This is a genomic window from Acetanaerobacterium sp. MSJ-12 (assembly GCF_018917875.1).
Lineage (GTDB): Bacteria > Bacillota > Clostridia > Oscillospirales > Ruminococcaceae > Bittarella > Bittarella massiliensis.
Genome location: NZ_JAHLPK010000002.1, coordinates 209,163 through 233,810, shown reverse-complemented (window position 1 = coordinate 233,810; position 24,648 = coordinate 209,163). Strand labels below are relative to the sequence as shown.

General features: G+C 57.9%; 17 protein-coding genes and 3 tRNA genes. 6 read left to right on the top strand and 14 right to left on the bottom strand.

Features of this window, described 5'->3' with window-relative positions:
- Positions 1 to 92: 92 nt before the first annotated feature.
- The 6 genes from KQI11_RS03090 to KQI11_RS03065 form a co-directional block, all read right to left on the bottom strand.
- A complete protein-coding gene (locus KQI11_RS03090; protein ID WP_216401053.1) occupies positions 93 to 1,838 on the bottom strand; it encodes a hypothetical protein in 1,746 nt (581 codons plus the stop codon).
- Between the two features lie 352 nt (positions 1,839 to 2,190).
- Positions 2,191 to 3,015, bottom strand: a complete 825-nt coding sequence (locus tag KQI11_RS03085) for a tyrosine-type recombinase/integrase (protein WP_216401052.1) — start codon at positions 3,013 to 3,015, stop codon at positions 2,191 to 2,193.
- Positions 3,016 to 3,834: 819 nt separating this feature from the next.
- A complete protein-coding gene (locus KQI11_RS03080) occupies positions 3,835 to 5,208 on the bottom strand; it encodes an adenylate/guanylate cyclase domain-containing protein (protein WP_216401051.1) in 1,374 nt (457 codons plus the stop codon).
- 14 nt (positions 5,209 to 5,222) lie between these two features.
- Positions 5,223 to 5,954, bottom strand: a complete 732-nt coding sequence (locus tag KQI11_RS03075) for an adenylate/guanylate cyclase domain-containing protein (RefSeq protein WP_216401050.1) — start codon at positions 5,952 to 5,954, stop codon at positions 5,223 to 5,225.
- A 10-nt stretch (positions 5,955 to 5,964) separates the two neighbouring features.
- Entirely contained in the window at positions 5,965 to 6,528 is a 564-nt protein-coding gene (locus tag KQI11_RS03070; RefSeq protein WP_216401049.1) for a Pycsar system effector family protein, read from the bottom strand.
- Positions 6,529 to 6,587: 59 nt separating this feature from the next.
- The gene (locus tag KQI11_RS03065) at positions 6,588 to 7,883 is read right to left on the bottom strand and encodes an AAA family ATPase (RefSeq protein WP_216401048.1); all 1,296 of its coding nucleotides are present in this window, start codon (positions 7,881 to 7,883) and stop codon (positions 6,588 to 6,590) included.
- A gap of 327 nt (positions 7,884 to 8,210) precedes the next feature.
- Between KQI11_RS03065 and KQI11_RS03060 the strand changes: the two genes are divergently transcribed.
- Positions 8,211 to 9,362, top strand: a complete 1,152-nt coding sequence (locus KQI11_RS03060; RefSeq protein WP_216401047.1) for an IS3 family transposase — start codon at positions 8,211 to 8,213, stop codon at positions 9,360 to 9,362.
- A 75-nt stretch (positions 9,363 to 9,437) separates the two neighbouring features.
- Here the strand turns inward: KQI11_RS03060 and KQI11_RS03055 are convergent.
- The 3 genes from KQI11_RS03055 to KQI11_RS03045 all read right to left on the bottom strand — a co-directional run bounded on the left by KQI11_RS03055 (position 9,438) and on the right by KQI11_RS03045 (position 9,772).
- Positions 9,438 to 9,522: transfer RNA gene (locus KQI11_RS03055), tRNA-Tyr, on the bottom strand.
- Positions 9,523 to 9,562: 40 nt separating this feature from the next.
- A tRNA-Thr gene (locus KQI11_RS03050) sits at positions 9,563 to 9,638 on the bottom strand.
- A gap of 57 nt (positions 9,639 to 9,695) precedes the next feature.
- Positions 9,696 to 9,772, bottom strand: a tRNA-Pro gene (locus KQI11_RS03045).
- Positions 9,773 to 10,049: 277 nt separating this feature from the next.
- On the opposite strand from KQI11_RS03045, the gene KQI11_RS03040 reads away from it, so the two are divergent.
- The 3 genes from KQI11_RS03040 to KQI11_RS03030 are packed head-to-tail and all read left to right on the top strand — an operon-like array spanning position 10,050 to position 14,952.
- Complete coding sequence (locus KQI11_RS03040; protein ID WP_216401046.1) at positions 10,050 to 11,015, top strand: AAA family ATPase; 966 nt, start codon at positions 10,050 to 10,052, stop codon at positions 11,013 to 11,015.
- Positions 11,016 to 11,039: 24 nt separating this feature from the next.
- Positions 11,040 to 12,230: a DUF58 domain-containing protein gene (locus KQI11_RS03035; RefSeq protein ID WP_216401045.1), complete on the top strand. Its 1,191-nt coding sequence runs from the start codon at positions 11,040 to 11,042 to the stop codon at positions 12,228 to 12,230.
- A 16-nt stretch (positions 12,231 to 12,246) separates the two neighbouring features.
- A complete protein-coding gene (locus KQI11_RS03030; protein WP_216401044.1) occupies positions 12,247 to 14,952 on the top strand; it encodes a transglutaminase-like domain-containing protein in 2,706 nt (901 codons plus the stop codon).
- A 1,101-nt stretch (positions 14,953 to 16,053) separates the two neighbouring features.
- Here the strand turns inward: KQI11_RS03030 and KQI11_RS03025 are convergent.
- The 5 genes from KQI11_RS03025 to KQI11_RS03005 are packed head-to-tail and all read right to left on the bottom strand — an operon-like array spanning position 16,054 to position 22,182.
- The gene (locus KQI11_RS03025; RefSeq protein ID WP_216401043.1) at positions 16,054 to 17,274 is read right to left on the bottom strand and encodes a hypothetical protein; all 1,221 of its coding nucleotides are present in this window, start codon (positions 17,272 to 17,274) and stop codon (positions 16,054 to 16,056) included.
- A 44-nt stretch (positions 17,275 to 17,318) separates the two neighbouring features.
- Entirely contained in the window at positions 17,319 to 18,452 is a 1,134-nt protein-coding gene (locus KQI11_RS03020) for a nucleoside hydrolase (RefSeq protein ID WP_216401042.1), read from the bottom strand.
- Between the two features lie 22 nt (positions 18,453 to 18,474).
- Positions 18,475 to 19,764 (bottom strand): nucleoside hydrolase, encoded by a 1,290-nt coding sequence (locus tag KQI11_RS03015; RefSeq protein ID WP_216401041.1) that lies wholly within the window; start codon positions 19,762 to 19,764, stop codon positions 18,475 to 18,477.
- A gap of 24 nt (positions 19,765 to 19,788) precedes the next feature.
- Positions 19,789 to 20,931: a nucleoside hydrolase gene (locus tag KQI11_RS03010; protein WP_216401040.1), complete on the bottom strand. Its 1,143-nt coding sequence runs from the start codon at positions 20,929 to 20,931 to the stop codon at positions 19,789 to 19,791.
- Positions 20,932 to 20,955: 24 nt separating this feature from the next.
- Positions 20,956 to 22,182 carry a nucleoside hydrolase gene (locus KQI11_RS03005; RefSeq protein WP_216401039.1) on the bottom strand — a complete coding sequence of 409 codons (1,227 nt, stop codon included), beginning with the start codon at positions 22,180 to 22,182 and terminating at the stop codon, positions 20,956 to 20,958.
- Between the two features lie 347 nt (positions 22,183 to 22,529).
- Here KQI11_RS03005 and argH point away from each other — a divergent pair, with 347 nt between their 5' ends.
- Together argH and KQI11_RS02995 are read left to right on the top strand one after the other, a co-directional pair.
- Entirely contained in the window at positions 22,530 to 23,864 is a 1,335-nt protein-coding gene (gene argH / locus KQI11_RS03000) for an argininosuccinate lyase (RefSeq protein WP_216401038.1), read from the top strand.
- A 32-nt stretch (positions 23,865 to 23,896) separates the two neighbouring features.
- Positions 23,897 to 24,634: an aspartate/glutamate racemase family protein gene (locus tag KQI11_RS02995; RefSeq protein WP_216401037.1), complete on the top strand. Its 738-nt coding sequence runs from the start codon at positions 23,897 to 23,899 to the stop codon at positions 24,632 to 24,634.
- Positions 24,635 to 24,648 lie beyond the last annotated feature (14 nt).

Sequence of the window (24,648 nt, the reverse complement as noted above, 5' to 3'; positions counted from 1 at the left end):
TTCCGCCCTTCCCTCTCTGCCGCCAAAGGGCGCCTGTCCAGACAAAAAGAGCGCCCCGCGGTCTGCCCGCAGGGCGCTCCTTTCAAAAGGCGCTATTTGTTGTACTTTCTCTTCTTGCCGCAGAGGGCAGCGCCGGTCAGCCCCGCGGTGGAAACCAGCAGAAGGGCAACCCACAGCCCCATGCCGCCGAAGTCGCCGGTCTGCGCCGTGTCGGACTTTTCGCCGTCGGCGTCCGCTTCACCGGTGGCCGGGATCTCCACAGCTGCCTTCTTGAAGCCGCAGACGGCGCACGCCTCGTACTTGCTCCCCTTCTCGGTGGCGGTGGCCTCCTTTTCAATCACCCATTTGAAGGTGTGCTCGGCCTCCTCGACCTTTTCGCCGCAGACGGTGCACGCATGCCAGTGCTGGCTGCCGTCGGAGACCCACTCGGCGCCGGTGGAGTGGCCGGTGGCCTTCACCACAGTGTCCGCCTGGGCGATCTCTTTGGTCAGCTCTTTGTCGCCAAAGTACTTCCCGCAGTCAGCGCAGTACCAGTAGGCGATGTTGCCGTCCTCGGTGCAGGTGGGCGCTTTTTCCGCAACGGCGGTGACGGCCCCGTGGGTGGTGACAGGGGTGTCGGCGACCGGCACATCGTTGACGGTGACATTGCCGCTGCCGGTGTTGGTGACGGCGACCTGGTCCAGGCCGGTCAGGTCCACATCGCCGCACAGGACGGTCACCTTGTCGCCCTTGGCGGCCTTTTCGTTGAGGGTCTCGTTGATTTCGGCGGCGGTGCCGATATAGGTCTTGCCGGTGGAGTTCAGAGAGGCGGCAACGGCGCTCTGCACGGCGTAGTCCGCCGCGTCGGGAGAGGTGAAGGTGCCGGCGGAGATGCTGGTGTCGTAGTAGGCGTCCATGAGGGCGCTGTCAAACTCGCCGGTGTAGTCGCCGCCCTTGATGGCGACCGAGCCCCCCGTTCCAGAGCCCTGGCCGTTGGAGAACAGCTTGGCGTTGGCGGCCTGGTCGTCCACCACAAAGGTGCCGCCCTCAATGGCCAGCTGCCCTTTGGCGTGGTCGCCCCAGCTGCCGTTGGAGACGACGCAGGCCACGTCGCCGCTGGCGGTGAAGGTGCCGCCGTAGATGTTGGCGATGTTCCAGTTTTGCACCACAGCGCCCTCGTAGGTCGGGCAGCTGAAGGTGCCGTCGTAGATGTTCAGAACGCCGCCCTCGTCGTTTTTGACGGGGTTGTAGCCGGCGCTGGTGAAGGAGCCGCCGTTGATGGTCAGCGTCGGGCTGGCGCTGTTGGCGCCCTCCACGTAGTTGTTGCGCTCGTTGGGCCTGGCCGCAGCATAAGAGGAGTAGCCGTTCTCAATCAAGCTGGAGACGGTGTCGACGGTGGTCTTTACGGTGACGCCCTTGTTGATGGTCATCTCGCCGTGGTTGCAGATGGTGTACCACTGGTTGGCGCTGCGGGTGTAGTACCCGCCGGACAGGGTGGTCTTGCCGCTGTTGAACACCGCGGCATAGCCCTTCACCGCTGCCTGCACCTTGCCGCCGCCCACCGAGTCGATCACCTCGAGGGTGGCGCCGGCGCTCACGCAGATGGCGTCCTTGTCCTTGGCGGTCAGGGTCTTGCCGTTGAGGTCCAGGGTGACGGCGACCCCCGCCGGAACGACGACGCTCTGCTCGATATCCGCCCCGAGTTTGACTGTGCCGCCGCTCTGGACAGCGCTGGTCAGCTCGTCCGCCGTGGAAACCGTCGCCTCTGCCGCAAAGGCGGTGACACTGCCCATGGATATGGCCATTGCCGCGCACAGCGCCAGGGACAAGAGTTTCTTCGACATCTTTACTTTGCCCATATGTATGCCTCCTTTTTATTCTTCAAGAGAACCCGTTGGCAGTTCCCCTTGAATTCCCCCAAATTGCCACATAATCTGCATTATGTGCACACCTGGGCAAAACAGGGGCAAAAGGAGCAGCCGCCCTGCCCCGCAAAATGGACATTTGCAGCCGCCGGGCAGACAAATGCGCACAGCAAGTCAGGCCTCCCGAAAAAAGAGAGTCGGGAGGTCTCTTTCTAGTGCCTGTATTTGTAAAACATCCATTGGGGCCCTTGACGGTTACAGGAAGAGAATGGTAATATAGATAAAAAGTTAAGATCGTTTCAGCTGACACCCGCTACATAATGCAGATTATGTAGTTTTTTTATTTTTAGAGCACCAGTTTCAAGGCGTCCATCCGCTGGCGGTGTTCCCTGCCGGAAGAGACGATGTAGATGCGGGTGGTGTTGATGTTGGAGTGGCCCAAAATGTCGGCCAGCTTCGCCAGGTCCCGGTCGGCAGAGTAGAAGCAGCGCGCAAACAGGTGCCGCAGGTTGTGCGGAAAGACCTTGCTGCGCTCCACCCCGGCCTCTGTACAGAGCGACTTCATCATCCGCCAGATGCTCGAGCGGCCCAGCGGCCGCCCGGTGCGGGTGATGAACACCGGGCCGCTGCTGATCCCCTGCCGGCGCAGATAGCGCTGCAGCTTTTTCCGCAGCTTTCCCGTCAGCAAGATCACCCGGGTCTTCCCCTTGAGCTGGAGAACCGCCTCCCCCCTCTCCACCGCCTCGGCGGTGATGCTGTGCAGTTCCGACACGCGAATGCCCGTGGCGCAGATCGTCTGCATCAGCAGCGAGAGCCTGTCGCCGCGCCGGGTCTCTGCCGCGCGGACCAGGCGCAGGTATTCGGCTTTGGACAGCTCCCGCTCCCTGGGACAGAACGCCTGCCTCTGGATCTTCAACTGTTTCACCCGCAGGTCGTGCCGGCCCAAAAACGAAAAAAAGCCGTTGAGCGCCGCCAGCTTTGCGTTGACGCTGACCGGCCGATACACCTCCTGCAGGTGCCCCTTGTAGCCGATCACCCGCTCCTTGGTGAGCTCCCGCCCCGACATCCAGCGGAGAAACGCCTCGATGTCCCGGCGATACTGACCGAGGGTGGCGGGACTTCTCTCCTCCCTCTCCAGATGCGCTATATACTCCTTGACCGTTCTTCCCATATCGACCTTCCCCTACCTCTCTGCAAATTCCTTCCCTCTCACTGTCTGGCCACCTGTTTGATTGTAGAGGATTTTGTCGAATTTTGCGCACAGGTAAATGATGGAAAGTTCTTTTGCTAGAAATCGCCTTTGCCCCGCCCTGAAAAAACGCGCTCGATCCGGCGGGTGAAAACCGGCTGTTTTCTCCGCCCGCACTGTCAGAGCCGTGGGGTGCGACGGGGAAGGGGAGAAGGGCCCCCTCTGCCATCGACAAAACGAGAGAAAGAGGCGGCCGACTCTTTGAAATTGGCCGCCTTTCCCCAAAAGGGAGCGCCGCCCCTTTTCGAGAAGCGCTCTCAAAGGGCCCCCTCTTCGCCGGCAAGCGCCGTTGAAAACCACTGCGCGCCATTCCGCTGGCAGAAAGCCCACTGTCCCCCTGTGGCCGGCAGGTGCTTTTTAAAGGAAAACCGCACTTTTGCCTTGCGTGAAAAGCGGCTCTAAAACAGCGAGACGGACTGCCCCGTCTCCGGGTGCGGCGCCGCAACAAAAAATGCAGAGCAAATTGCTCTGCATTTTTTAGATGGGGGAAGCGATCTGCATGCCGCAAGGCGCGGGTCAACATCTCCAGATAAAAAGCCGGTGGAGGGCGAATGGCACCACAGGCGCGAAAGGGATAGGCACTTGAGATGCCCTTGGAGGCGGACGCCCCACTCTGACAAAAAAGAGCCTGGAGCGCAGATCGCGTCCAGACTCAATTTGTGTTTGGTGACCGAAATTACTGGCGCCCAGTAACTATGCGGTTTCCGGGGTGTTTCAAAAAATTTTTTTGAAAATTTAAATTTAAGGTTTATATTGAGCCAACCAATTCTTTATTTTTTCAAATTCGTATCTATAATCTGCAGATAAATCATTTTTAGCCAAACGTTTATATATAGCAGATTTTAGTCTGTCACAATACTGCACTTTTGCCACAATTTTTTGTACCGTAGACAAATGAAGCCATGGATGCCCAGCAGCTTGTTCAACTAAAAAATCATACGCTTTATCATAAATCTCCAAATCCTCATAAATGCTAACCATTGCATAGCTTATTTCTTGCTTCACTTTATGCTCATCTTTCCCCAGTTTTGCACCAGCAGCAATTGCATCTTCTAAATTTTCCTCCCAGAAATCTTGCCCCATTTCCTTTACATATGCTGCCTTACAGTGCCCACTGCCAAGAATATCGCAATAAAAATCATATTCATTCTTATATAATGACTTTTCTCTTTCAAAATTTTCCTTTTCTTTACGATTAATCTCTGCAACTTTTATATTAAGTTTTTCTTCCCTATCCTGAAGAGACTGTTCTTTCCTTCCCAATTCCAACGCTTTTTCGACTATAGATGATAACTGTTTCTGTATTCCAATCCCCACTTCATCTCCCTGTCTTAAAGTATCATCACCATCAGTGGCAACACAAGGCTCCACATCTTGATCAAGCTGCAAATAGTAATGTTCTGCTATATAGCCACTTAATGTATTACTACCTTTACTAAATTCAATTTTTCTCCACATTTGCTTACTTTCTATGTCCGAGAGTTCTGCATAGGTAGATGCACTTATAAAAATCGTCCCACGATCGACTGCACTGCTAAACTTACATGCAAGATTTGTACTATTTCCAATCCATGCGATACCAAACTCGTTTTCGCTATCTGTGTCTTGTTCTTTTCCTTTCATGCCCACTTTGGAAAGAGAAATTTCTCCTGTATGTATGCCGATACCATAAGAAATTCTATGTTTAATCTTTTCATCGAGTATTGGATTGAGAAATTTATCAATAGCAGTTGTAATATATCTGGCAGCACGAACTGATTTATCTACAGATTTACCGTCTATATCATCTACAAATACGGCAAGGACTCCATCGCCCATGAAATCCCTTACGACACCCCCAGAGTAACGTATCGCTTGTACAACGGTGCGGATATAGCTCCTATATATTTTAACAAGTTGATCTGAGCTAAATTTGTCTGGCAATTTTGTTGAGCCACGCATATCAACAAAAAGTACAGAAACTTTTCCATGATAAATTTTATTTGCATCCGGCAAATCAGTAGTCAAAGGTAATTTACTATTTATATCTTTTTCAAGCACTTCACTAGAAGTAATCCGCTCAATAGCGGTTAATAATAGTTCTACCTCTACTGTTACAATCTTATCATTAGCCATAACGTACCTCGTTCTTATTTATTCGATTCAAGATAATAAGATTCACCATCTTTAGTAGAAAGAAATTGTATGGTTCCTCCTTCACCTTTAGGCCATTCATTCTTTATTTTCTTGGATACTTTCACCTTATTCTCGGTTTCGCTGGCATAGTGAGAAGCTATGTTAATACAATCTCCAAAGGCTTTTACGTCGTATGAATCAGCCGTTCCAATTTTAGTAACAACTACGCTGTCAAATGTAACTCCTACTCCAATGCTAATCGGAGTACCGAGTTTTTCGCAATCAATAATGGGGTTTATAACTGCTTCACGCACTTTTAGCATGTCACGTCCACATAACCCTGCATTTTGAATTGCAATGGATTTAACCATATTATCTTTCGCACGTGCTTCTTTTCCGCCCCAGAACACCATCAGTCCATCTCCCATAATATCGATAACCTTTCCGTGATAGTATTCAACCACCTCAAGAAGGGCAGTAAGAAATATGTGCATTGTCAAAAATGTCTTTTCGGGGCCGACATTTTGAGCCCTTTCAGTAGATCTACGCATATCTACAAATAGTACTGCAAAGTTTTCTTTATCATAAGAGCCAAATTCAAGTTTTTCGGCTTTGAAACCGGGGATCACATCTGAAATGGCGGAGTGTGCAAAAATTCCTCTCTCTTCTTTTAGAATAAGATTATTTTTCGCTTGTTCGTAATGTTTTAAAGTATTTTTATAAATTGCAGTTACATCTATAGCCATAAAGTTCTCCTTACCAATTATAAGATAGCAATAAAAATCCAAGAACGGCAGTTGCAATCAGAGTAGAAGCAAAAGACCGTATTACCCATTTCATGGTTTTGGATTTTTGTTGGTTGATATCGTTTAATTTATATAATTCCGCTGCCATATTTTCAATAATATCTTGATCTGTCATTGCATTGATATCTTGCTTATATGTATCAAAAGAATACTCTTTAGGAGAGTTCGCCAAAAACCATTTTGACTGGTATCCAATTTTTGAAACATGTCCGCGAATAGTTAAAATTCCAAATACAAAAACAGCAATAAAGCTTATAAAGAGCCATACGGTAAAAATAGCAATTATTGTCCCTAACCAACTACAAGGTTTTATTTTTGAAATTAGTTGTAATATAGATTCATAACAAGACAAAATGCCTGCTAAAAGAGCTACAAGGGAGCCCATGATGATCGATACCTTAGTATCGGCAAGTTGAATATAAATTGCAATATCAGAAATGGCATTTGATAAAAAAGTCTGCTTTATTTCAGTTGTTTGCTCTCCATTTATAACTGAATTAATTTGCGAATCCACTCGCTCATCTCCATTCTCTTAAGTTTATATTTTGGTCACAAACTCTTTAATAGTTATACTTATGAGAGATTTTCTTTGCATTTAACTGAGTCCATGATATCAAATTTTTTAATATCTGGGATTCCTTTGTATTTCCCGTTCAAATAGTTCTTCTCAAAGTTTTCATCCTTCCGGATTTTAACACCATCTTCATCAACGCAATCGGCCAATGAATATAAATGTGAAATGCCCTGTTTATCCTTCTGTGTAAAATAAATTTCATCACGTCGGAGAATATCAGTGGATAGTTGCCATGTATCGTGGGTCGTAAAAACCAATTGTGCCCTATGGGGGTTTAATTCAGGAGTCAAAAATGTATGGATAAAGTTTTTTACAAGCAAAGGGTGTAGTCTTGCATTAAGTTCGTCTATGAACAATACGTTGCCACGTTCTAACACCTCTTGCAGAACCGGATACAATGCAAACATTTTCAGCGTTCCATCAGACTCTAAATGCAGGGGAATAGAGGCGGTTTCATCAGAGTCAATCATCGAGTGAATAGCGTCTATTGTATAATGCTCTTCCTTTTTATCAGAATCAGAGGAAGTAACCTTTTGTATATGGAACCCTTTGATGGAATCATCAAAAGCAGAAAAGAATCTTACAACATTATCCTGCACTTCTTGATTATCAACGAACCCCGCAGGTAAAAAACGAGACATAAAGAAACTTTCAGCGGGATCCCCAAAATCCGCAAATTCATTTTGTAAAAACCAATCTCTGATAAATTTGAGTTTGGAGATTTTCAGTTTGGCTCCCAAGGAGGAAATCAAAACCTCTCGTTCCAAGGAGACTTCTAAGTTTTCACGGTATTTGACAGGAATTCCAGTTAAATCTAATGTTTCGGCATCCCGATAAAAAATACGTTTATAAGCTCTTGCGGTTTTAGCTTTTCGATTCAACCATTCTCGTGTAATTCCCTGTGAATTTACCGCAAAGCCATATTGATATGATTTTATTGATTCGCTACCTGTATCTACAAAGGAAACTTCAAATAAAGACTCTTGATTTTTGCTTTTGCTATCAAACAAAAAAGGCGTAGGTTTCATATAACCAAAGTCTGATTTTTGGTTTGAATCGTCATCTCCACCAAATTTGAATGAGTTTACAACATACTGGCTCATATATTCGAAAGCCTGATAAACGTTAGATTTGCCACTTGCATTGGCTCCATAGATAGCGACAGTCGGCAAAACCTTTTCAATTCCAGTATCAAATAAGTGATCTGCGTATTCTGTAATTTTCGACGCAGACAAATCCAATATCGTATCATCTCGAAAAGACTTAAAATTACGGAAAACAAACTTAGTTAGCATATTTTCACTCCCTCAAGTCGATTATAATACAATTTGTCAAATAAATCAATATTAGATTGAGGAAAATCCTCATTTATACGTATATGTTAATATGATTTGAGGCGTCGTTTCATAAAAAAACAGCACCGGAACCTCGCTTGGAGGACATCGGTGCTGTTTTTTGCAGGTATTCATTTTCTCTGATATTAGAAGTAAGCTCTGTTTGTTTCTACCTTCATTAACTTTAGGCTTTTTTGAAGAAAGATAAATGATAAATCAATGGACCTTTATGGTAGCTGATAATTTTGTTACAATAGTCAAAGTCAACAGAAAGGAGAAAACTTAATTATGCCTAAAACCTATTCAGATGAATTTAAACAAATGCTCTATCAAAAATACAAATCAGGAGAAAGCATATCTAATCTTTGTAAAAGCTATAATGTTTCCCGAAGCTCCCTCTACAACAGGTTTTCAGATATGAAACCAATTGTGAAATCTCAGGGAAAAATGTATTCGGCTGGTAATATTCTCTCCTTGCAGAGAGAATTAGAACGTTTAAAGGCTGAAAACGAGATCTACCGTATCAGCGGCTGCACCCCAAAATCCCCTCTAAAAAACCGAATTGATGCAGCTTTAGAATTAATGGAACATTACGATTTTCGAATGATGCTTGTATGTAAAGCACTTGATGTAAATCATACAACACTTTATCATAGAATTCGTCATAAAGATATTCCGACCAGTTATGAATTGCGAGATAATGAGCTTCGTCCACTTATTCAAAAAATATTTGAAGAAAGCAAGCAGAGATTTGGAGCGCCCAAAATTCGCATCAAATTAAAAGAAATAGGATACACTGTTGCTATTGAAAAGATACGAGAATTAATGAAGGAAATGAATCTTTGCTGTCAAGCACAGAAACCCTCCCGATATGATAATAATATTTATCATCGACAGTTTCGAAAAGATAGATTAAAACGAAACTTTACAACAGAAGCTCCAAATATTGTTTGGGTCAGTGATACAACACATGTGATGGTAAATAAGACATTTTATTATATCTGCGTTATTATCGATTTATTCTCCAGAAAAGTTATATCTTACGAAGTATCAACCTCTAACAATACAGCACAATCAAAAGAAGCTTTTAAACGAGCTTTTCAGGAACGTGATTGCCCATCTAATCTAATTTTTCATTCTGATCAAGGCTCACAATATGTCTCTTACGAGTTTCGCCAATATCTTCGGAAAAAGAAAGTGAAACAATCTTTCTCAGCCCCCGGTTCTCCGCACGATAATGCAGTAGCAGAGTCTTTCTTTGCCTGTATGAAAAAAGAAGAATTACATCGTCATGCTTATTTCACTGCAGAAGAACTAATACAATCAGTAGAGGAATACATTCACTTTTTTAATTATGAACGACCTCATCATCGGTTGAAAGCACGAACACCTGAACAAGTAGAAATAGATTATTATGCAGAAAATTCGACAAATACATAATTACAATAATAAAAAACGAAGGTATGTTTTGTACATTTCCAAAAAGAAACTACAAAAACCTACCTTCGTATCATCTGGTGGTGGAGGATGGATTCGAACCATCGAAGCGAAACGCAACAGATTTACAGTCTGCCCCCTTTGGCCACTCGGGAACTCCACCATATTTTATTTTAGTAGCCACATTGGCCGGCTCTTTTCAATGGAGCTGGTGGACGGACTTGAACCCCCGACCTGCTGATTACAAATCAGCTGCTCTACCAACTGAGCTACACCAGCAAATGTGACAACGGTATGGATTATACCATCTTCTTTTCGCGTTGTCAACAAAAAAATTGGTCGAGGCGACAGGACTTGAACCTGCGGCATCCTGGTCCCAAACCAGGCACTCTACCAAACTGAGCTACGCCTCGTCAGCCTTTGTGTTACAGCGCAGCACACCAAAAATTGCTGGATATTCGTAACACAGCTTTTATATTTTAGCCCATCCGCGCCCGTTTGTCAACCAGATCCGCCCCCCTCTTTTCCGCGCTCTCGCCGCGCTGTAACCCAACTGTAACACTTTGTAACCTCCGTCAGGTTGTATGAAAAAATTTGCTCATGTATACTGTTGTTATAGCAAACGGCCGCCCTGTCGCCCCGCCCCGCGGGGAGGCGGCCGCGCGGACAGAGCAAAAAGGGAGTGAAAGCATGGAGCACACGTATAACCCCAAGGCGCAACGCATCCTTTCTGAAATCAAAAAAGCAGTGGTCGGCAAGGACGACATCGCCGCCAAGATCCTCATGGCCCTGCTGGCACAGGGTCACGTCCTCCTCGACGACATCCCCGGCGTGGGCAAGACCACCCTGGCCATGGCCTTCTCCAAGGCCCTCTCGCTGGACTACCACCGCATGCAGTTTACCCCCGACGTCATGCCTTCGGATATCACCGGCTTCACCATCTACAACAAGCAGCTGGGCGATTTTGAGTACAAGCCCGGCGCGGCGGTCTGCAACCTCTTTTTGGCCGACGAGATCAACCGCACCTCCTCCAAGACCCAGTCGGCCCTGCTGGAGGTGATGGAGGAGGGCCGCATCACCGTGGACGGGGTCACCCGCGAGACCCCCAAGCCCTTCATCGTCATCGCCACCGAGAACCCGGTGGGCTCGGCCGGCACCCAGATCCTGCCCGAGTCGCAGCTGGACCGGTTCCTCATCTGCCTCTCCATGGGCTACCCCGACGTGGAGAGCACCATCACCATCATGGAGCGCCGCCACGACAGCAACCCGCTGGACGAGGTCATCCCCCAGGCCAGCCGGGAGGAAATTTTGCAGATGCAGCGGGAGACCCAGCTGGTCACCGTGCACAAGGCCATCTACGAGTACGTGGCCCAGTTGACCGAGGCCACCCGCAACCACGCCATGATCACCCTGGGGATGAGCCCCCGCGGCGCCCTGGCCCACGTCCGGATGGCCAAGGCCATGGCCTACCTCTACGGCCGCGACTTCGTGGTGCCCGACGACGTGCAGGAGACCTTCTTCGACGTGGGCGCCCACCGGCTGGTGCTGGGCTCCAAGGCGCGGGTCGGCGGGGTCACCGCCAAGACCCTGCTGCAGGAGATCCTCAACGACACCCCGGCCCCACAAATCACCGAGAGCCTGCTCGACCAACAGTAGAAGACGCCGAAAGGGGATGTTCCCGTGAAAAAAGCGCGCATCATCTACGGGGCGTTCTGCGTCGCCATGGCGGTGTTCGCCTTCTCCTACCGGGAGTACCTGTCCATGCTGGCCTTCGCCATGGCGCTGCTGCTCCCCCTGGGGCTCTATCTGCTGCTGCGCCACTGCGCCAAAAAAGTCGAGGTAGAGCTGCTGCCCGGCCCCCACTCCCTGGGGCGGGGCGAGTCGTTCTCCCTGCAGCTACAGATCAAAAACCGGGGGCGGCTGCCCATCGCCCGCTGCCAGGTGGAGCTGTTGGCCCGCCACCAGTTCTACGGCGACCCCAACCGGACGGTGGTGGAGACCCCCGTCTTCTCCAAAAACACCCAGACCATCTCCTACTCGGTGGCCCCCCGCCACACCGGGAAGATCACCTTCTCCCTGGGCGAGGTGCGACTGTACGACTTTTTGGGGATCACCTGCATCCGGCTGGAGCCGAACAGCCGCCTCGTGCTGCCGGTGCTGCCCGCCTTTGTGGACTCGGCCGCCCGCATCGGGGTGGACTTTTTCCGCCACGTGCCCGACAGCAACACCTTCTCCCGCCACCGGCGGGGGGACGACTCCTCCGAGACCTTCAAGCTGCGGGAATACCAGCCCGGCGACCGGATCAACCACATCCACTGGAAACTCACCGCCAAGGTGGGCGAGATGATCGTCAAGGAGTCCAGTTTCCCCCTGCAGGACACCACCTGCATCTTCTTGGAGCTCTACCGGGTCTCCGGCTCGCGGGAGGACAAGAACTACCTCGACGCCATCTTGGAGACCCTCTGTGTCCTCTCCCCCCTCTTTTTGCAGGAGGGGATCGAGCACACCGTCTACTGGTACGACCTGCAAAACGGGGGGCTCGCCTCCCACCGGATCACCGACGAGGCCGACCTGTTTGGCTGCCTGGACGACCTCTTTGACGCCGCCAGCTACACCGAACAGATCTATGCCCTGCAGGCCTACTGCCAGAACTTCACCGTGGCTAAGAGCGCCCAGGTACTCTACCTGGCCCCCATCATCGAGACCGGCCCCATCGAGCAGATGGGGATGGAGCACCGGGAGCCCTTTACCTTTTTCTACATCCACGACTTCGACCACTGCGACATGCCGGTGCTGGACCGGTATGGCATCCGCTGTATCTGTGTGGACTCCGACCACCCGGAAGGGGCCCTGCAGGCCCTGATTCTGTGAGAGGGGGGACTGGACTTTGAAAGCGAAGAAAAAGCGCGGCAAGAAACCCTCCCTCCTCTACAAACTGCGCCACCCGGCGCCCCTCCCCCCGCTGGAGGGGGACGACATCGTCCTTCTGCGGGACACCTCCCTCGCCCTGGAGCGGCGCGCCCCCCAGGCCAAGTGGTATGTGCGGCTGTTTTTGCTGGGGCTCTGCGCCCTCTCCTTTTTGGCCAGCTTCCTCACCCTCTACCAGCTGCCGGTGAGCCTTGTCTCCCCGGTGGCGCTGGGGGTCTGTCTGGTGGGGGTCTGCCTGCTCTACACCCTCTTTAAATACCCCCTGGCGGGGACGGGGGTGGTCCTCTTTGCAGCCGTCTCCTTCGGCCTCTTCAAAAGCGACGCCCTCTTTTTCGGCTTTGAGATGTTTTTCAACCGGGTCATCGAACTGCTCAACTGGCACACCTTTGAATTTTTGATCCCCTACCGGATCCCGCCCCTCTACGACCAGCCGGCCAGCGAGCGCTTCTTTGTGAACTTTGCCCTCTGCTGCATCCTCTTTGTCATTGGGGTGGCCATCCTCTACCGGCCCAACATTTTCCTCTACCTGGCGGCCACCTTCCTGCCGCTGCTCCCGGGGCTCTTCTACGGCCTCACCCCCTCCTACCTCCCCTTCTTGCTGCTGGCCGCCTCCTACGCGCTGGTGCTCTCCCTGCACCTGGCCACCCGGCACCCCCGCGCCAAGAGGGACTTCTCCGAAAAAATCGAGAAAAAGGCCCGCGCCTTTCGGGTGGACTACCGAAATTACAACTACCGCTACGCCACCGCCCTCAAGAGCGGCTGTGTCCTCGTCGGCCTCTGCCTCTGCTGCCTGGCGGCGGGCGGGCTCATCATCTCGCCGCCGCTGTACAACAGCCGGGCCTTTACCTCCTTTCGCAACGGCGCCGGGCACAAGCTCTCCGAGGTGTCGATGGAGAAACAGCCCAGCCGCATCCTCAACCTCTACCGCGGGCAGTTGAGCCGCCTGGGCATCTGGCGCAACTACGACGCCGCCAACGACCTGATGATCCGCACCCCCACCCTGGGCCAGTCCATCTACCTCAAGGGGTATGTGGGCGGGATCTACCGGGGGGACCGGTGGGACACCCTGGACGAGGAGGCCGAGCAGACGGGCCGGCAGGCCTTCGGATCCCTCTTCTCCGAGGCGGAGACCTCGCCCCAAAACCTCCCCAGCGACTACATCGCCCTCTGTGACACCATCGACAACCCGGTGCTCAAAGGGGTCTACCTCTCCCATGCCACCATCTCGGTGGAAGGGCTCAAGGACACCGCCCTCAAGCAGTTCACCTATGTGCCCTACGGCGCGGTCTACCCCTGGTACATCGGGGAGGAGATCGACCCCTCCCTCCTCCTCGAAGGGGAGGAGCTGCCCGAGCGGGAGACCGCCCAGACCGACCTGGACAGCACCATCTGGACCGACAACAACCGCTGGGCCGGCTCCTACGACTTTGACTTTTATACCGCCCCCAACCTGCTGGGGGTGGACATGGACACCCCCCTGCAGGAGGCGGCGCAGCGCGACCGCGACGCGGCGGCTTACGCCCGGCGGGAGGCGGCCTACCGCCGCTTTGTCTACCAGACCTACACCCAGGTGCCCGACAACATTCAGAAGGTGCTCACCGACGAGCTCTTCACCCCCCAGGCGCTGGCGGAGGCGGGCGACCTGGCCACCTACACCGACTGGGTCCGCAGCTATTTGAGCGAACACTACCACTACAACCCCGCCCCCGGCTCCACCCCCGACGGGCAGGACTTTGTCGAGTACTTCCTCACCCAGCGGGACAGCGGCTTTGCCACCCACTTCGCCTCGGCGGGCGCCATGATGCTGCGCTCGGCCGGCGTGCCCGCCCGCTATGTGGAGGGCTACGCCCTCACCCCCCAGGCCTTGAGCGGCCGCGGGCTGGAGGACGAGAAGGTCCCCATCGAGCAGCCCCTGTTGGGGGTCAACGCCCTGGTGGAGCGGCGGGGCACCATGGTCAGCGGCAGCGCCATGCACGCCTGGGTGGAGATCTACCTGGACGGCTTTGGCTGGGTGCCGGTGGAGATGACCCCCGACCGCTCTATCGAGTACGACACCCTGCCCGTGGTGGATGGCGAGGTGGCGCCCCCCATCATCTCCGGCGGGGGCGGAACCGGCAGCGGCGACCCCAGCGACAGCATCGGCGGGGGCAGCGTCACCTTTGACGGGGTGGACGACCCCCTCTCCATCTTCGACACCTGGCGGCGGCCCCTCAAAAATGCCCCCTGGACCACCATCATCTGGACCGGCATCGCCTGGCTGGGCGGCCTGATCGCCGTCGCCGCCGTCTTTCTGGCCCTGCGCCGGTTTGTGCGCATCCACCGCTTCAAGCGCTCCCTGGAGACCGACGAGCCCCGCCGCAACATCATCCGCCTCTACCGCTACCTGCTGCAGGCGCTGGACTTCTTCTCCTTCGGCTACACCCACGCCCACTCCTACTACGGGATGGCCAGCAGCATCGAGGTGGCCTTTGGCGACCACCTGGAGCACGGCGAGGCCCTGCCCATCATCGAGCTGGTGCTGGAAGCCGGCTTCAGCCAACACCAGATGACGCCGGAGCAGTTCCGCGAATTCCTGGTCTTTGTCGACCGGTTCATCCGCTCGGTGTCCAAGGACCAAAACATCTTTAAGAAACTCTCCTTCCGCTTCCTCCACGCGCTCTGGTGAGATGTCCCCTACCGTTGCCTTTCCTCCTCCTTTTTTACACAGCGGGCCCGGCACCTGCCACACGGCAGGCCGCCGGGCCCGCTGCTGCGTTTTTCCCTTCGCCCCCGCCGGCGATCGGGCCGTTTCGCGAAGAGGGGAAGAGAGGCCCGTTCGCATCTCCCCCTCACAGGGGTCTACCCTGCCCAGGGGGGCAACAGCCGGAGAGCAGCTTCCCTATTCCCTCTCGGCAGACACACCAATCGGCCCTGTACCAAAAGGATAAGGTCCCCGTATTTGATGGGGTGTGCCCGGCTGCACAGCACACAGTCGAGATCACCCAGTGTTTTCTGTCCCCCATGTCAAGGGGGATGGCAAAACGCTGCCCTTTCCCCATCCCACAGGCCAAAAAATGGAGGGGCTTTTTTCCGCCACCGCAGGGGCAGAGGTCGCTCCCTTCCATCGGGTGGACAGTCTTTCTCCCAGCGGCCTGTCCCCCACCGCCACAGAGGCGACCCACCGGTAAAGCGGGGTTGCCCTAGATCGGGCGAATGCCGACCCCACTTCAACTGCTGCTGGGCATCTTCTCCCCTCCCGATCAGCCTTTTCCCCTTCGTCGGGAGCAGGGTGCTGCCTGTTCCTCAACCGATGGCCTCGATTGGGCGGCCCCCCATTGCCCCATCGGCAGGGCGACAGCTGCCGGTAGGCGAGCGGTCCCCCCGAGGCCGAGAGAGATCTCCCCTCTCCCACAGACACTGCCGCCGCAGCACCCTCCCCTCCCTGCCAACCTCTCCGCCCACTGTCGGGAGCATAGAACCACCTACCGCTTCCTCAGCGCCTTTGGCCGGACGCGCCCTTTATATGTCGCGGACCAAGAGGGGAACTGACCCGCTGATTGAAAAAAGGGGCAATCCCGCCAGAGTTTGGGGAGACCATCCCGCCGTCTTCTCGCCTCCAAAAACGCAAAACCAGCCGCCGATTGGGGATCCTCCTCTTTTCTCCCCCATCGAGCGGCTCCCCCCATCTGAGCAGCCCCATCTCCACCATCTCCAGGTGCAAAAGACAGCGGCCCGTCGCCCGGGGTGTGGGGCGACAGGCCGCTGTTTTAGCCAGTTTTATAGAAACTTATTTTTCCGGGGGGAGGACGATGCCGGGCCACCCCCACTTGATCCGCGCCTCATAGGGCATGAATTCCAGGGCGATCCCCTCCGGCTGGGAGGCGAGAACTTCCAACTGCTGGCTGGAGGTGCCCTTGGCCGCCTCCCCCCGCAGCTCGTAGGTGATGGCGGGTTGCTGGTACTCCGCCCACTTGCCGGCGGGGCCCACATTGGCCTTGAGGGCGATGATGGACGAGGTCTCGCCGTAGGTCTCCACCGTGGTGAAGACCGTCCCATTAGAGCGCTTGACGGCGCTCAGGCGGTACCGCTGCCCGCCCACGGTAAAGGGGGTGTTCAGCTCGATGGTCTCCCCCTCCGCCGGGTTGGGGATGGACACCGCCTCGCCGGCGGTGGCGTAGACGGTCTCCGCCAGGTTGTCAAAGGTCATGTACCAGACCTTGGGGGTGCGGTAGAAGAGCTCGTAGAGGGAGAGGACCCGCTTGAGGGTGTAGAGGGACAGGCTCCTCTCCTCGCTCTGCTCCAGCATGCTCTCCACCGTCTCCTGGGCCCGCCAGTTGGTGCCGGCCATCCCCAGGTCGGCCAGGGCGGGGTAGACCATCTGGGTCTCGCCGTCGGACAGGCACTCCACCAGCAGGTTGCGGCCGTCCGCGCTGGCCGACTGCACCCGGATCTCCACCGAACGCCCCCCCTCCAGCTGCACCGTCTGCACCGCTTCCGGCTGGTCGGAGAGGTCGATGACCGGCCGCTCCTTCTGCCCGCTGTCGTTTAAGGTGAGGTAGGCGCTCTCGGCCTCCCCGATCTGTCCCACCGGCACCGTGTAGTAGGCGAAGAATTGATCGGCCACCCAGTTGTAGTGGACGTCCACCTGCTCCGGGTCGCTCTCGACGCGCTGACCGCCCACCTCCAGCGCCACCTGGGGGATGTTTCTCTGCAGGTCGATGAGCAGGTAGCTGATCTCCTCGTCGCTCAAGTTGTAGGCCTGCCCCGGGCCCTTGGGGTTGGGGCAGCGAAACACCCGGGTCAGCAGGACATACCCCTCGCCATTTTGCCGGCGAAAGACCGACTCGATGTGGGTCAGACCGTTTCGCTCCGCCACCTCGGGGATGTCCTGGATCTTTTTGGCGGCCACCTTGCCGGTCAGCGCCAGCGCTGCGGCCGCACAGGCCACCGTGGCCGCGCAGACCGCCAGCACCTGTTTTTTGCTTTTTCCCTTCTTGAGCAGGTTCATACAAACACCCCGTCTTCATCTTCTCTTCTGTCTGCCGTTCACCGTCACAGCGCCGCCGCGCTGCCCAAAAGGTTGCGGCACTGGTGGAGCAGCACCACCGGCGCCGGGGCGGTCTTTCCCTGCCAGTCCCACATGGCGCAGGCCACAGCCACCCGGTGGGGGCTCCCCCCCTCGGCCGCGGATGTGACCGTCACCCGCCCCCGCCCGTCCAGGGACTCCCCGTCGAGCCCTGTCACCGGCCCCTCGCAATAGCCCAGGTCGGCCGGTTTGAGGACCAGGGTCGTCTCATCGATCAGCAGGGAGACCGCCGCAATGCCGTCCAGCGGGAGGGTGCCGGCGGCAAAGTTGCGCTTCCCCTTTTCATCCCAATAGCTCCAGAGGGCGTCAAACAGCCTGGGCTGGCTGGCAAAGAGGGTCCACAGGTCCTTCTGGGTGCCGTGATCGCCTAAAGAGATCGACGCGTCTATCATCACCAGGGGGATGCCGCTGGCCAGCACCTTCTGCAGGGCCGCCGGGTCGGCCGGGCCGTTGGCGTCGTTCCCCACCCCGGCCACCGCCCCATTTTCGGTCAGGGAGACGCTCCCCGCCGAAAAGACGACCCGCTGGATGTACTGCGGCAGGTCGGGGTGTTCCTCCAGCGCCCGGGCCAGGTTGGTCAGGGGGCCCAGGCAGAGGATCTGCAGCGCGCCCCCCTCCTGGACAGCGGTCTCGTACATCAACTCCCAGGCGGGGCGAGGGTCAAAGTCTTCCTCCCCCCCAAAGGGGAGGACCAGGTTTCCGGCGCCGGTGGGGCCGGTGTCCTCCCCCCAGACGACGGCCTCTCCCGCCGAATTGCGGGTGGAACCCAGGGCTACCGGGCAGTGAAGGTCAAAGTAAGTCGCTGCCGTCAGCCCGCTGCGGCCGGTCTGGGCAAGGGTCCCCGCGCCGCTGCAGAGGGTGATCCCCCGCACGTCCAGCAGCGCCGTCCCGGCGGCCAGGCCGATGGCCAGAACGTCGTCTCCCCCCGGGTCGCAGTCGATGAGGATCGGGGTGCGCCCGGTCAGGGTGGTGGGGATGTTTCTCTGGGGCGAAAAGGCCATCACCCCCACCCAGAGGGCGAGGGCCCCGCAGAAAACCCGCCCCGCCCGCGCCCGCACCGCCTGCGCCAGGCGGCGTCCCCTCTCCCAAAACATCTGCATCTCTCTCCTCCTCTCTGGCAGGTCAGCTCTTTTTTCCAAGTTGGTTCCGGCAGTCAAAAATGGGACCTAATACCGCACATTCTCCAACGCCCGATGTCCCCACCCGCTGCTCCACCGCCAGGTGACAGTTGGCCTCTTCCTCCCCCGTGAGCCGCACCAGGGTCCGCCCCTCCAGGTCGGCGGGGGTCAGGTAGTCCGCCTCCTCCCAGAAAAACATCCCGCTGGGGAGGTTTGGCTCGACCGGCTCCCTGGTCTCCCGCTCCTTGGTGGGGTCCATCATCCGCATCTGCCCCGCGGGGTCGTAGACGACCACGCTCCTCTCCGGCACCGCCCGCTCCAGCAGCCCTTCCGCCGGACACAGCTGGGCCGGTGCAAAGCGGTAGGCGCCCTCGTCGAGCACCGCGTAGAGGGCGGCGAGGCCGTACAGCGATACGTCATTGTCCTCCCCTCCGCTTTTGTAGACGTTCATGGGGTAGGTCCAGATGGCCCCGTAGAGCTGCGGTTCGCTGGCAAAGGTGGTCCAGCTGTCTTTACACACCAATCTGCTCCCCGCCGCATACCGGTCGTTCCCCACAATGTAGAGGGGGAGGCCGCTCGCCAGCACCGCCTCCAGGGCGCCGGGGTCTGCCTGGCCGTTGGGGTCGGGGGCGGTCAAGGCCAGGCTGCTCCCCGCGCCGCCCGCCGTGTACTCCCCGGCGGCGGTCGCCGCCCGCAGATCGACGCTGCCGGCCGAGACCACCACCCGCTTCAAATAGCCGGGCAGGTCGGGGTGTTCCTCCAGCGCCCGGGCCAGGTTGGTCAGGGGCCCGGTGCAGACCAGCTGCAACTGCCCCCCCTCCTCCACCGCCAGGTCGTAGAGCAGGTCCCAGGCGGGGCGGGGGTCAAAGGAGCGCCCGCCCTCCCAGGGGAGGGTCAGGTTGTTGGCGCCGTTGGCCCCCGCGTCCTGCGGCCAGGTGAAGGGGATGCCCCGCACCGTCTGCGCGGCCCCCAGGGCCACCGGGCAGTGAAGGCCAAAGTGGGCCGCCGCCGTGAGGGCATTGCGCCCGGTCTGGGCCAGGGTGCCCGTCCCCCCCACCACCGTGATCCCCCGCACGTCCAGAAGGTCCGCCCCGGCGGCATAGCCCAACATCAACACGTCGTCGCTGCCCGGGTCGCAGTCGATGACCACCGGGGTGCGCTCGGACAGCCCGGTGGGGATGCCCCACTGGGGAGAGAAGAGGAGGAGTGCCGCATAGAGCACCGCCAGCCCCTCGATCAGATGCCGGCGCAGGGCCCTTCGCGGCCCCCGCCGTACGGTTTGCCCGCCTGCCATCTCGCTTCCCCCTTTGCGCCCGGTCTACCAGTATCGAAAGGTCTGCTCCAAAGTCCCGTACAGCTGGGGAACGGGGACCAACTCACCGGCGCCGGATGCCGAGACCCGCCGGTACTTCTCGTCGGTCACCGCCGTCAGGGCCGCCGCCACCCGGCAGTCCCCCTCTCCCTCGGCGGGGGCGTATGCCAGCGCCCCCTGCCGCCACTGCAGATCGGCCGGGAGAAAGGAGAAGGCGCTCTCGTCGGTGAGGGCGGCCAGCACCGCCACCCCGCCCAGCTCCAGCGAGACCCGGTCGCTGGTGCCCCCCTGCTCTTTGAGGAAGGAGAGCATCTGCCCGTAGACGGGCTTTGTCTCCCGCAGGTCTTGAAAGAGGGGGCTGATGGTGTCCCTATCTCTCTGCCGAACCGCCGCCATCTCCGCCTGCACCGGGGCCGGCACCACCGTCAGGGGGATGCCGCTCTCCACCACCTCCCGCAGGGCGGTGGGGTCGGCCTGCAGGGCGTAATCGCTCCCGGCCACGGCCGCCCAGTAGGCGCTCTCCCCCTCCTCGTCCAGCCCCCCCTCGGGGAGGGGGAGGCCCGCCCCCAGGGTCACCCCGGCGATCCTCCCCGCCAGGTCGGGGTGTTCGCGCAGGGCGGCGGCCAGGTTGGTGAGGGGCCCCAGGCAGACCACCTGCAGCCGCCCGCCCTCCTCCACCGCCAGGTCGTAGAGGAAGTCGCTGGCGGTGCGGGCGTCAAAGCTGCGGCCGCTGGGGGGCAGGGCGACCCCGCAGAGGCCGGTCTTCCCCCACCGGCTCTCCTGCGTCAACAGGCGGCTGTCCAGCGAGGCCCCGGCCCCCAGGGCCACCGGCCAGTCCCGCTCCATCCAGTCCGCCGCCGACAGCAGGTTGCGGGCCGCCTGGGGCAGGGGGACCACCCCAAAACTGGCGGTGATCCCCCGCACGTCCAGGCAGCCGATCTGCCGGGCCATCAGCAGGGCCGTCAGGTCGTCGAGCCCCCCGTCGCTGTCGATGAGCACCGGGGTGCGCTCGGTCAATGTGGCGCCGATGGCCTTCCCCGGCAGCAGCCGCCCGCCGCCGACCACCATCAGCGCAGCCAGGGCGATCGCCGCTGCCGCCGTTCCGATCTTCCGCCCGCGCTGGCGGCCCGCTGTGCCGATCAGTGCCATCTCAAAACCCTCCCGTCGGGAAAATCACCAGTGCCGAAAGGTCTTCTCCATCACCAAAAAGAGCTTGGGGATGGGGATGCGCTGGGTCGCCACCGCCTTGGTCCCATCTCTGGAGCTGGTGGCTTCGGCCCACTTGTAGTCCTCGTCCGTCACCATTTCCAGTTCGCTCGCCACCCGGCAGCGGACCCCCTCGCCGCCCGGCTCCACCACCGGCCCGTACCGCGCCCAGGCGATGCCCCCCTCTTCCACCGTGAAGGCGCTCTCGTCCACCAGGGCGGCCAGCACCGCCACCGCCGAAAAGTCCATTGCAATGCTCGGGCTGCCCTTGCGGTACTCCTCATTCAAGTATTCCTTGGCCCCCGCGTAGAGGGGGGCGGCTTTGCCGGTGTCCTCCAGCAGGGGGGTCAGGGTGTCCCAGCGGTCTTTTTTGCCCGCCTCCATCCCCTCCAGGGCCGAGACCGGCACCACCGTCAGGGGGATACCGCTCTCCACCACCGCCTCCAGGGCGGCTCCGTCGGCCTCCCACAGCAAGTCGGGGTGGGCCCCCACCTCCTCCTGCTCGTGCTTTAACTGGGCCTCTTCCCAGCGCTTGCGCCAGGCCTCTTCGCTCTCGCCCTTGAGCCGCTCCACCTCCACCTCGGGGATGGGGAGGCGGGTGCTCCCCAGGGTGACCCCCGCCAACAGGCCGGGCAGGTCGGGGTGCTCCTCGATCGCCCTGGCCAGGTTGGTCGCCGGCCCCAGGCAGACTACCTGCAGCGCGCCCCCCTCCTCCACCGCCAGGTCGTAGAGGAAGTCGCTGGCGGTGCGGGGGTCGGCCTGTCGGGCGGCCGGCGGCAGCACCGCGCCGTAGAGCCCGTTTTCCCCCAGGGTGCGGACCCCGGCGGGCAGGGAACCGTCGAGGGCGCTTTTGGCCCCCAGGGCCACCGGCCAGTCCTCCCCCATCCACTCGGCCGCCGCCAACAGGTTGCGCCCGGCCTGGGGCAGGGAGACCGCGCCGTAGGAGGCGGTGAGGCCCCGCACCTCGAGACGGTCCACCTGTCGGGCCAGCAACAGGGCCGTCAAGTCGTCGAGCCCCCCGTCGCTGTCGATGACCACCGGCACCCGCCCGGTGAGGGTGGTGTCGATGGGCGCGCCGGGGATGGCACGGACCACCCCCCACAAAAGCCCCAGGCACACCAGGGCGACCACCGCCGCCAACAGGCCCCGCCGCACTGCCTTTTTGCGCCAGAGCGCCCTGATTCTCTCCCGCACAGCCGCCGCCCCCCTCTGCCGCCTGACGGCGGCCACCTCGCATTTTTCCTAAAATCATTTTAACATGATTGCTTTTCAGTGGCAATTTTCTAGCAAACTTGTAACCAATTGTAATCCTTTTTTAAACTTTGCTGTCTTTTGAAAAACCCTCGTCTCTCTTTTTGTTGAATAGTTATAAACTTTCTTATTTTTGAATATTTTTAGGGTTTTATACTGTATATACAGAGTAAAAACGATATTTTATACTCAATTTCCTCTTGCATCCTCCCGCAGAAAGAGGTATAATCATGCACATTGAATGAATAATTTTCAAATATCTACAGCAGAAAGGCAGGCGGGCCAGACAGATGGCAGCTAACGGCATTCACAAGCTCTGGGGGGGCCGGTTCCGCGCGGGCGAAGAGGACCTGATGGAGCAGTTCAACAACAATTTCAAAGACACCCACTGGCTCTGCGACCCCGACATCGAGGGCAGCCTGGCCCACGTGGCCATGCAGGTCAAGTGCGGCCTCCTCACCGAGGGGGAGGGCGCCCAGCTCACCGAGGGGCTGCTGGGGATACAGGCCGACGTGCACAGCGGCGCCCTGCCCCTGGACGACCGCTACGAGGACGTGCACACCTTTGTCGAGGCCAACCTCATCGACCGGCTGGGGGAGGTGGGGAAAAAGCTCCACACCGCCCGCAGCCGCAACGACCAGGTCAACACCGACATGAAGCTCTATGTCAAGAGGGAGACCGCCCATGTCGTCGAGCTGGTGGAGGCGTTTTTGCAGACGCTGCGGAAAAAGGCGGACGAAAACCCCTACATCATGCCCGGCTACACCCATCTGCAGCGGGCCCAGGTGGTGACCTTTAAATACCACCTCATGGCCTATCACGGCATGTTGCAGCGGGACAGACACCGGCTGCAAAGCGCCCTGGAAAACATGGATCTCTCCCCCCTGGGATGCGGCGCCCTGGCCGGGACCACCCACCCCATCGACCGGGCCTTCACCGCCGAGAAGCTGGGCTTTGCCGGGGTCTATGACAACTTTATGGACGGGGTCAGCGACCGCGACTACCAGCTGGAGGTCCTGGCCGCCTTCTCGATCTTGATGATGCACCTCTCTCGGCTGGCCGAGGAGATGATCCTCTGGGGCACCCAGGAATTTGGCTTTGTCACCCTGGACGACCGCTACACCACCGGCTCCAGCATCATGCCGCAGAAGAAAAACTCCGACGGGGCCGAGCTCATCCGGGGCAAGACCGGGCGGGTCTACGGCGACATGCTGGCCCTCCTCACGGTGATGAAGGGGCTGCCCCTGGCCTACAACAAGGACATGCAGGAGGACAAGGACCTCTTTCACGACGGGCTGGAGACCGTCCTCCTCTCCCTGACCATGATGGAGCGGATGGTGGCCACCCTCACCGTCCACCCCGAAAAGATGCGGCAGGCGGTCTCCAAGGGCTTTCTCAACGCCACCGAGGTGGCGGACTACCTGGTGGCCAAGGGGGTCCCCTTTCGGGATGCCCACGGCATCGTCGGGCAGATCGTTATCTACTGCGAGGACCGGCAGACGAGCATCGAGGAGCTGACCCTTTCGGAGCTCAAGCAGTTCTGCCCCGCCATCGGGGAGGACATCTACCCCTATATCGACTACGAGAACATCCTGCACAAGGGCATCAAAAAGGAGATGCTCTGAACCGCCGCCCTGGCAGAAAGGAGGAAGCGCGGGTGAAACTGAAATTCATCAACCCCGATTCGGGGATGACCCGGGCCGAACTCGCCGCCCGCGAGGCCCTTCTCTCCCGGGCGGCGGGCCCGGACACCGCCATCTCGATGGACTGCCCCCAGCGCACCCAGGTCTGCATCGACTCCGACCTGGACGTGGCGGTGGCCGCGCCCGAGATCGTGCAGATGGCCCTGCAGGCGCAGGCCGACGGATTCGACGCCGTCTGCCTCTACTGCTTCTCCGACCCCGGCCTGTCGGCCTGTCGGGAGCTGCTGCAGATCCCGGTGGTGGGCGGGGCCCAGGCCTCCCTGGCCCTGGCGGCGCAGCTGGGGCACCGCTTCTCGGTCCTCACCACCGCCGCCGGCCGCATCCCCCAAAAGGCCGCCTTTGTCCGCGCCCTGGGCTTTGGGAATGCACTGGCCTCGGTGCGCAGCGCCGAGCACGGCCCCAGCGAGGGGCGCAGCCCGGCTACCGACGGCGCCCTGGTCAAGAAGCTGGCCCAGACCTGCCGAAGATGCGCCGAGGAGGACGGGGCCGACACGGTGATCCTCGGCTGCTTAAGCTTTGCCGGGCTGGGGGCGCAGGTCTCCGCCCTGGCGGGGCTGCCGGTCATCGACCCGGCCTTCACCCTGGTGGGCACTGCGGAGCTGCTGGTGCGCCAGGGCCTCTGCCACAGCAAGTTGGCCTATCCCCTCCCACCCCGGGCAATTCGCGCCTGGTCGGGCGGGACAATTGATTAAATAAAGAGAGAAAG

What these genes read in the sequence shown, in the direction of transcription:
- KQI11_RS03090 (WP_216401053.1), bottom strand. Translation starts at nt 1,838, where the DNA reads ATGGGCAAAGTAAAGATGTCGAAGAAACTCTTGTCCCTGGCGCTGTGC.
- KQI11_RS03085 (WP_216401052.1), bottom strand. Translation starts at nt 3,015, where the DNA reads ATGGGAAGAACGGTCAAGGAGTATATAGCGCATCTGGAGAGGGAGGAG.
- KQI11_RS03080 (WP_216401051.1), bottom strand. Translation starts at nt 5,208, where the DNA reads ATGGCTAATGATAAGATTGTAACAGTAGAGGTAGAACTATTATTAACC.
- KQI11_RS03075 (WP_216401050.1), bottom strand. Translation starts at nt 5,954, where the DNA reads ATGGCTATAGATGTAACTGCAATTTATAAAAATACTTTAAAACATTAC.
- KQI11_RS03065 (WP_216401048.1), bottom strand. Translation starts at nt 7,883, where the DNA reads ATGCTAACTAAGTTTGTTTTCCGTAATTTTAAGTCTTTTCGAGATGAT.
- KQI11_RS03060 (WP_216401047.1), top strand. Translation starts at nt 8,211, where the DNA reads ATGCCTAAAACCTATTCAGATGAATTTAAACAAATGCTCTATCAAAAA.
- KQI11_RS03040 (WP_216401046.1), top strand. Translation starts at nt 10,050, where the DNA reads ATGGAGCACACGTATAACCCCAAGGCGCAACGCATCCTTTCTGAAATC.
- KQI11_RS03025 (WP_216401043.1), bottom strand. Translation starts at nt 17,274, where the DNA reads ATGAACCTGCTCAAGAAGGGAAAAAGCAAAAAACAGGTGCTGGCGGTC.
- KQI11_RS03020 (WP_216401042.1), bottom strand. Translation starts at nt 18,452, where the DNA reads ATGCAGATGTTTTGGGAGAGGGGACGCCGCCTGGCGCAGGCGGTGCGG.
- KQI11_RS03015 (WP_216401041.1), bottom strand. Translation starts at nt 19,764, where the DNA reads ATGGCAGGCGGGCAAACCGTACGGCGGGGGCCGCGAAGGGCCCTGCGC.
- KQI11_RS03010 (WP_216401040.1), bottom strand. Translation starts at nt 20,931, where the DNA reads ATGGCACTGATCGGCACAGCGGGCCGCCAGCGCGGGCGGAAGATCGGA.
- argH (WP_216401038.1), top strand. Translation starts at nt 22,530, where the DNA reads ATGGCAGCTAACGGCATTCACAAGCTCTGGGGGGGCCGGTTCCGCGCG.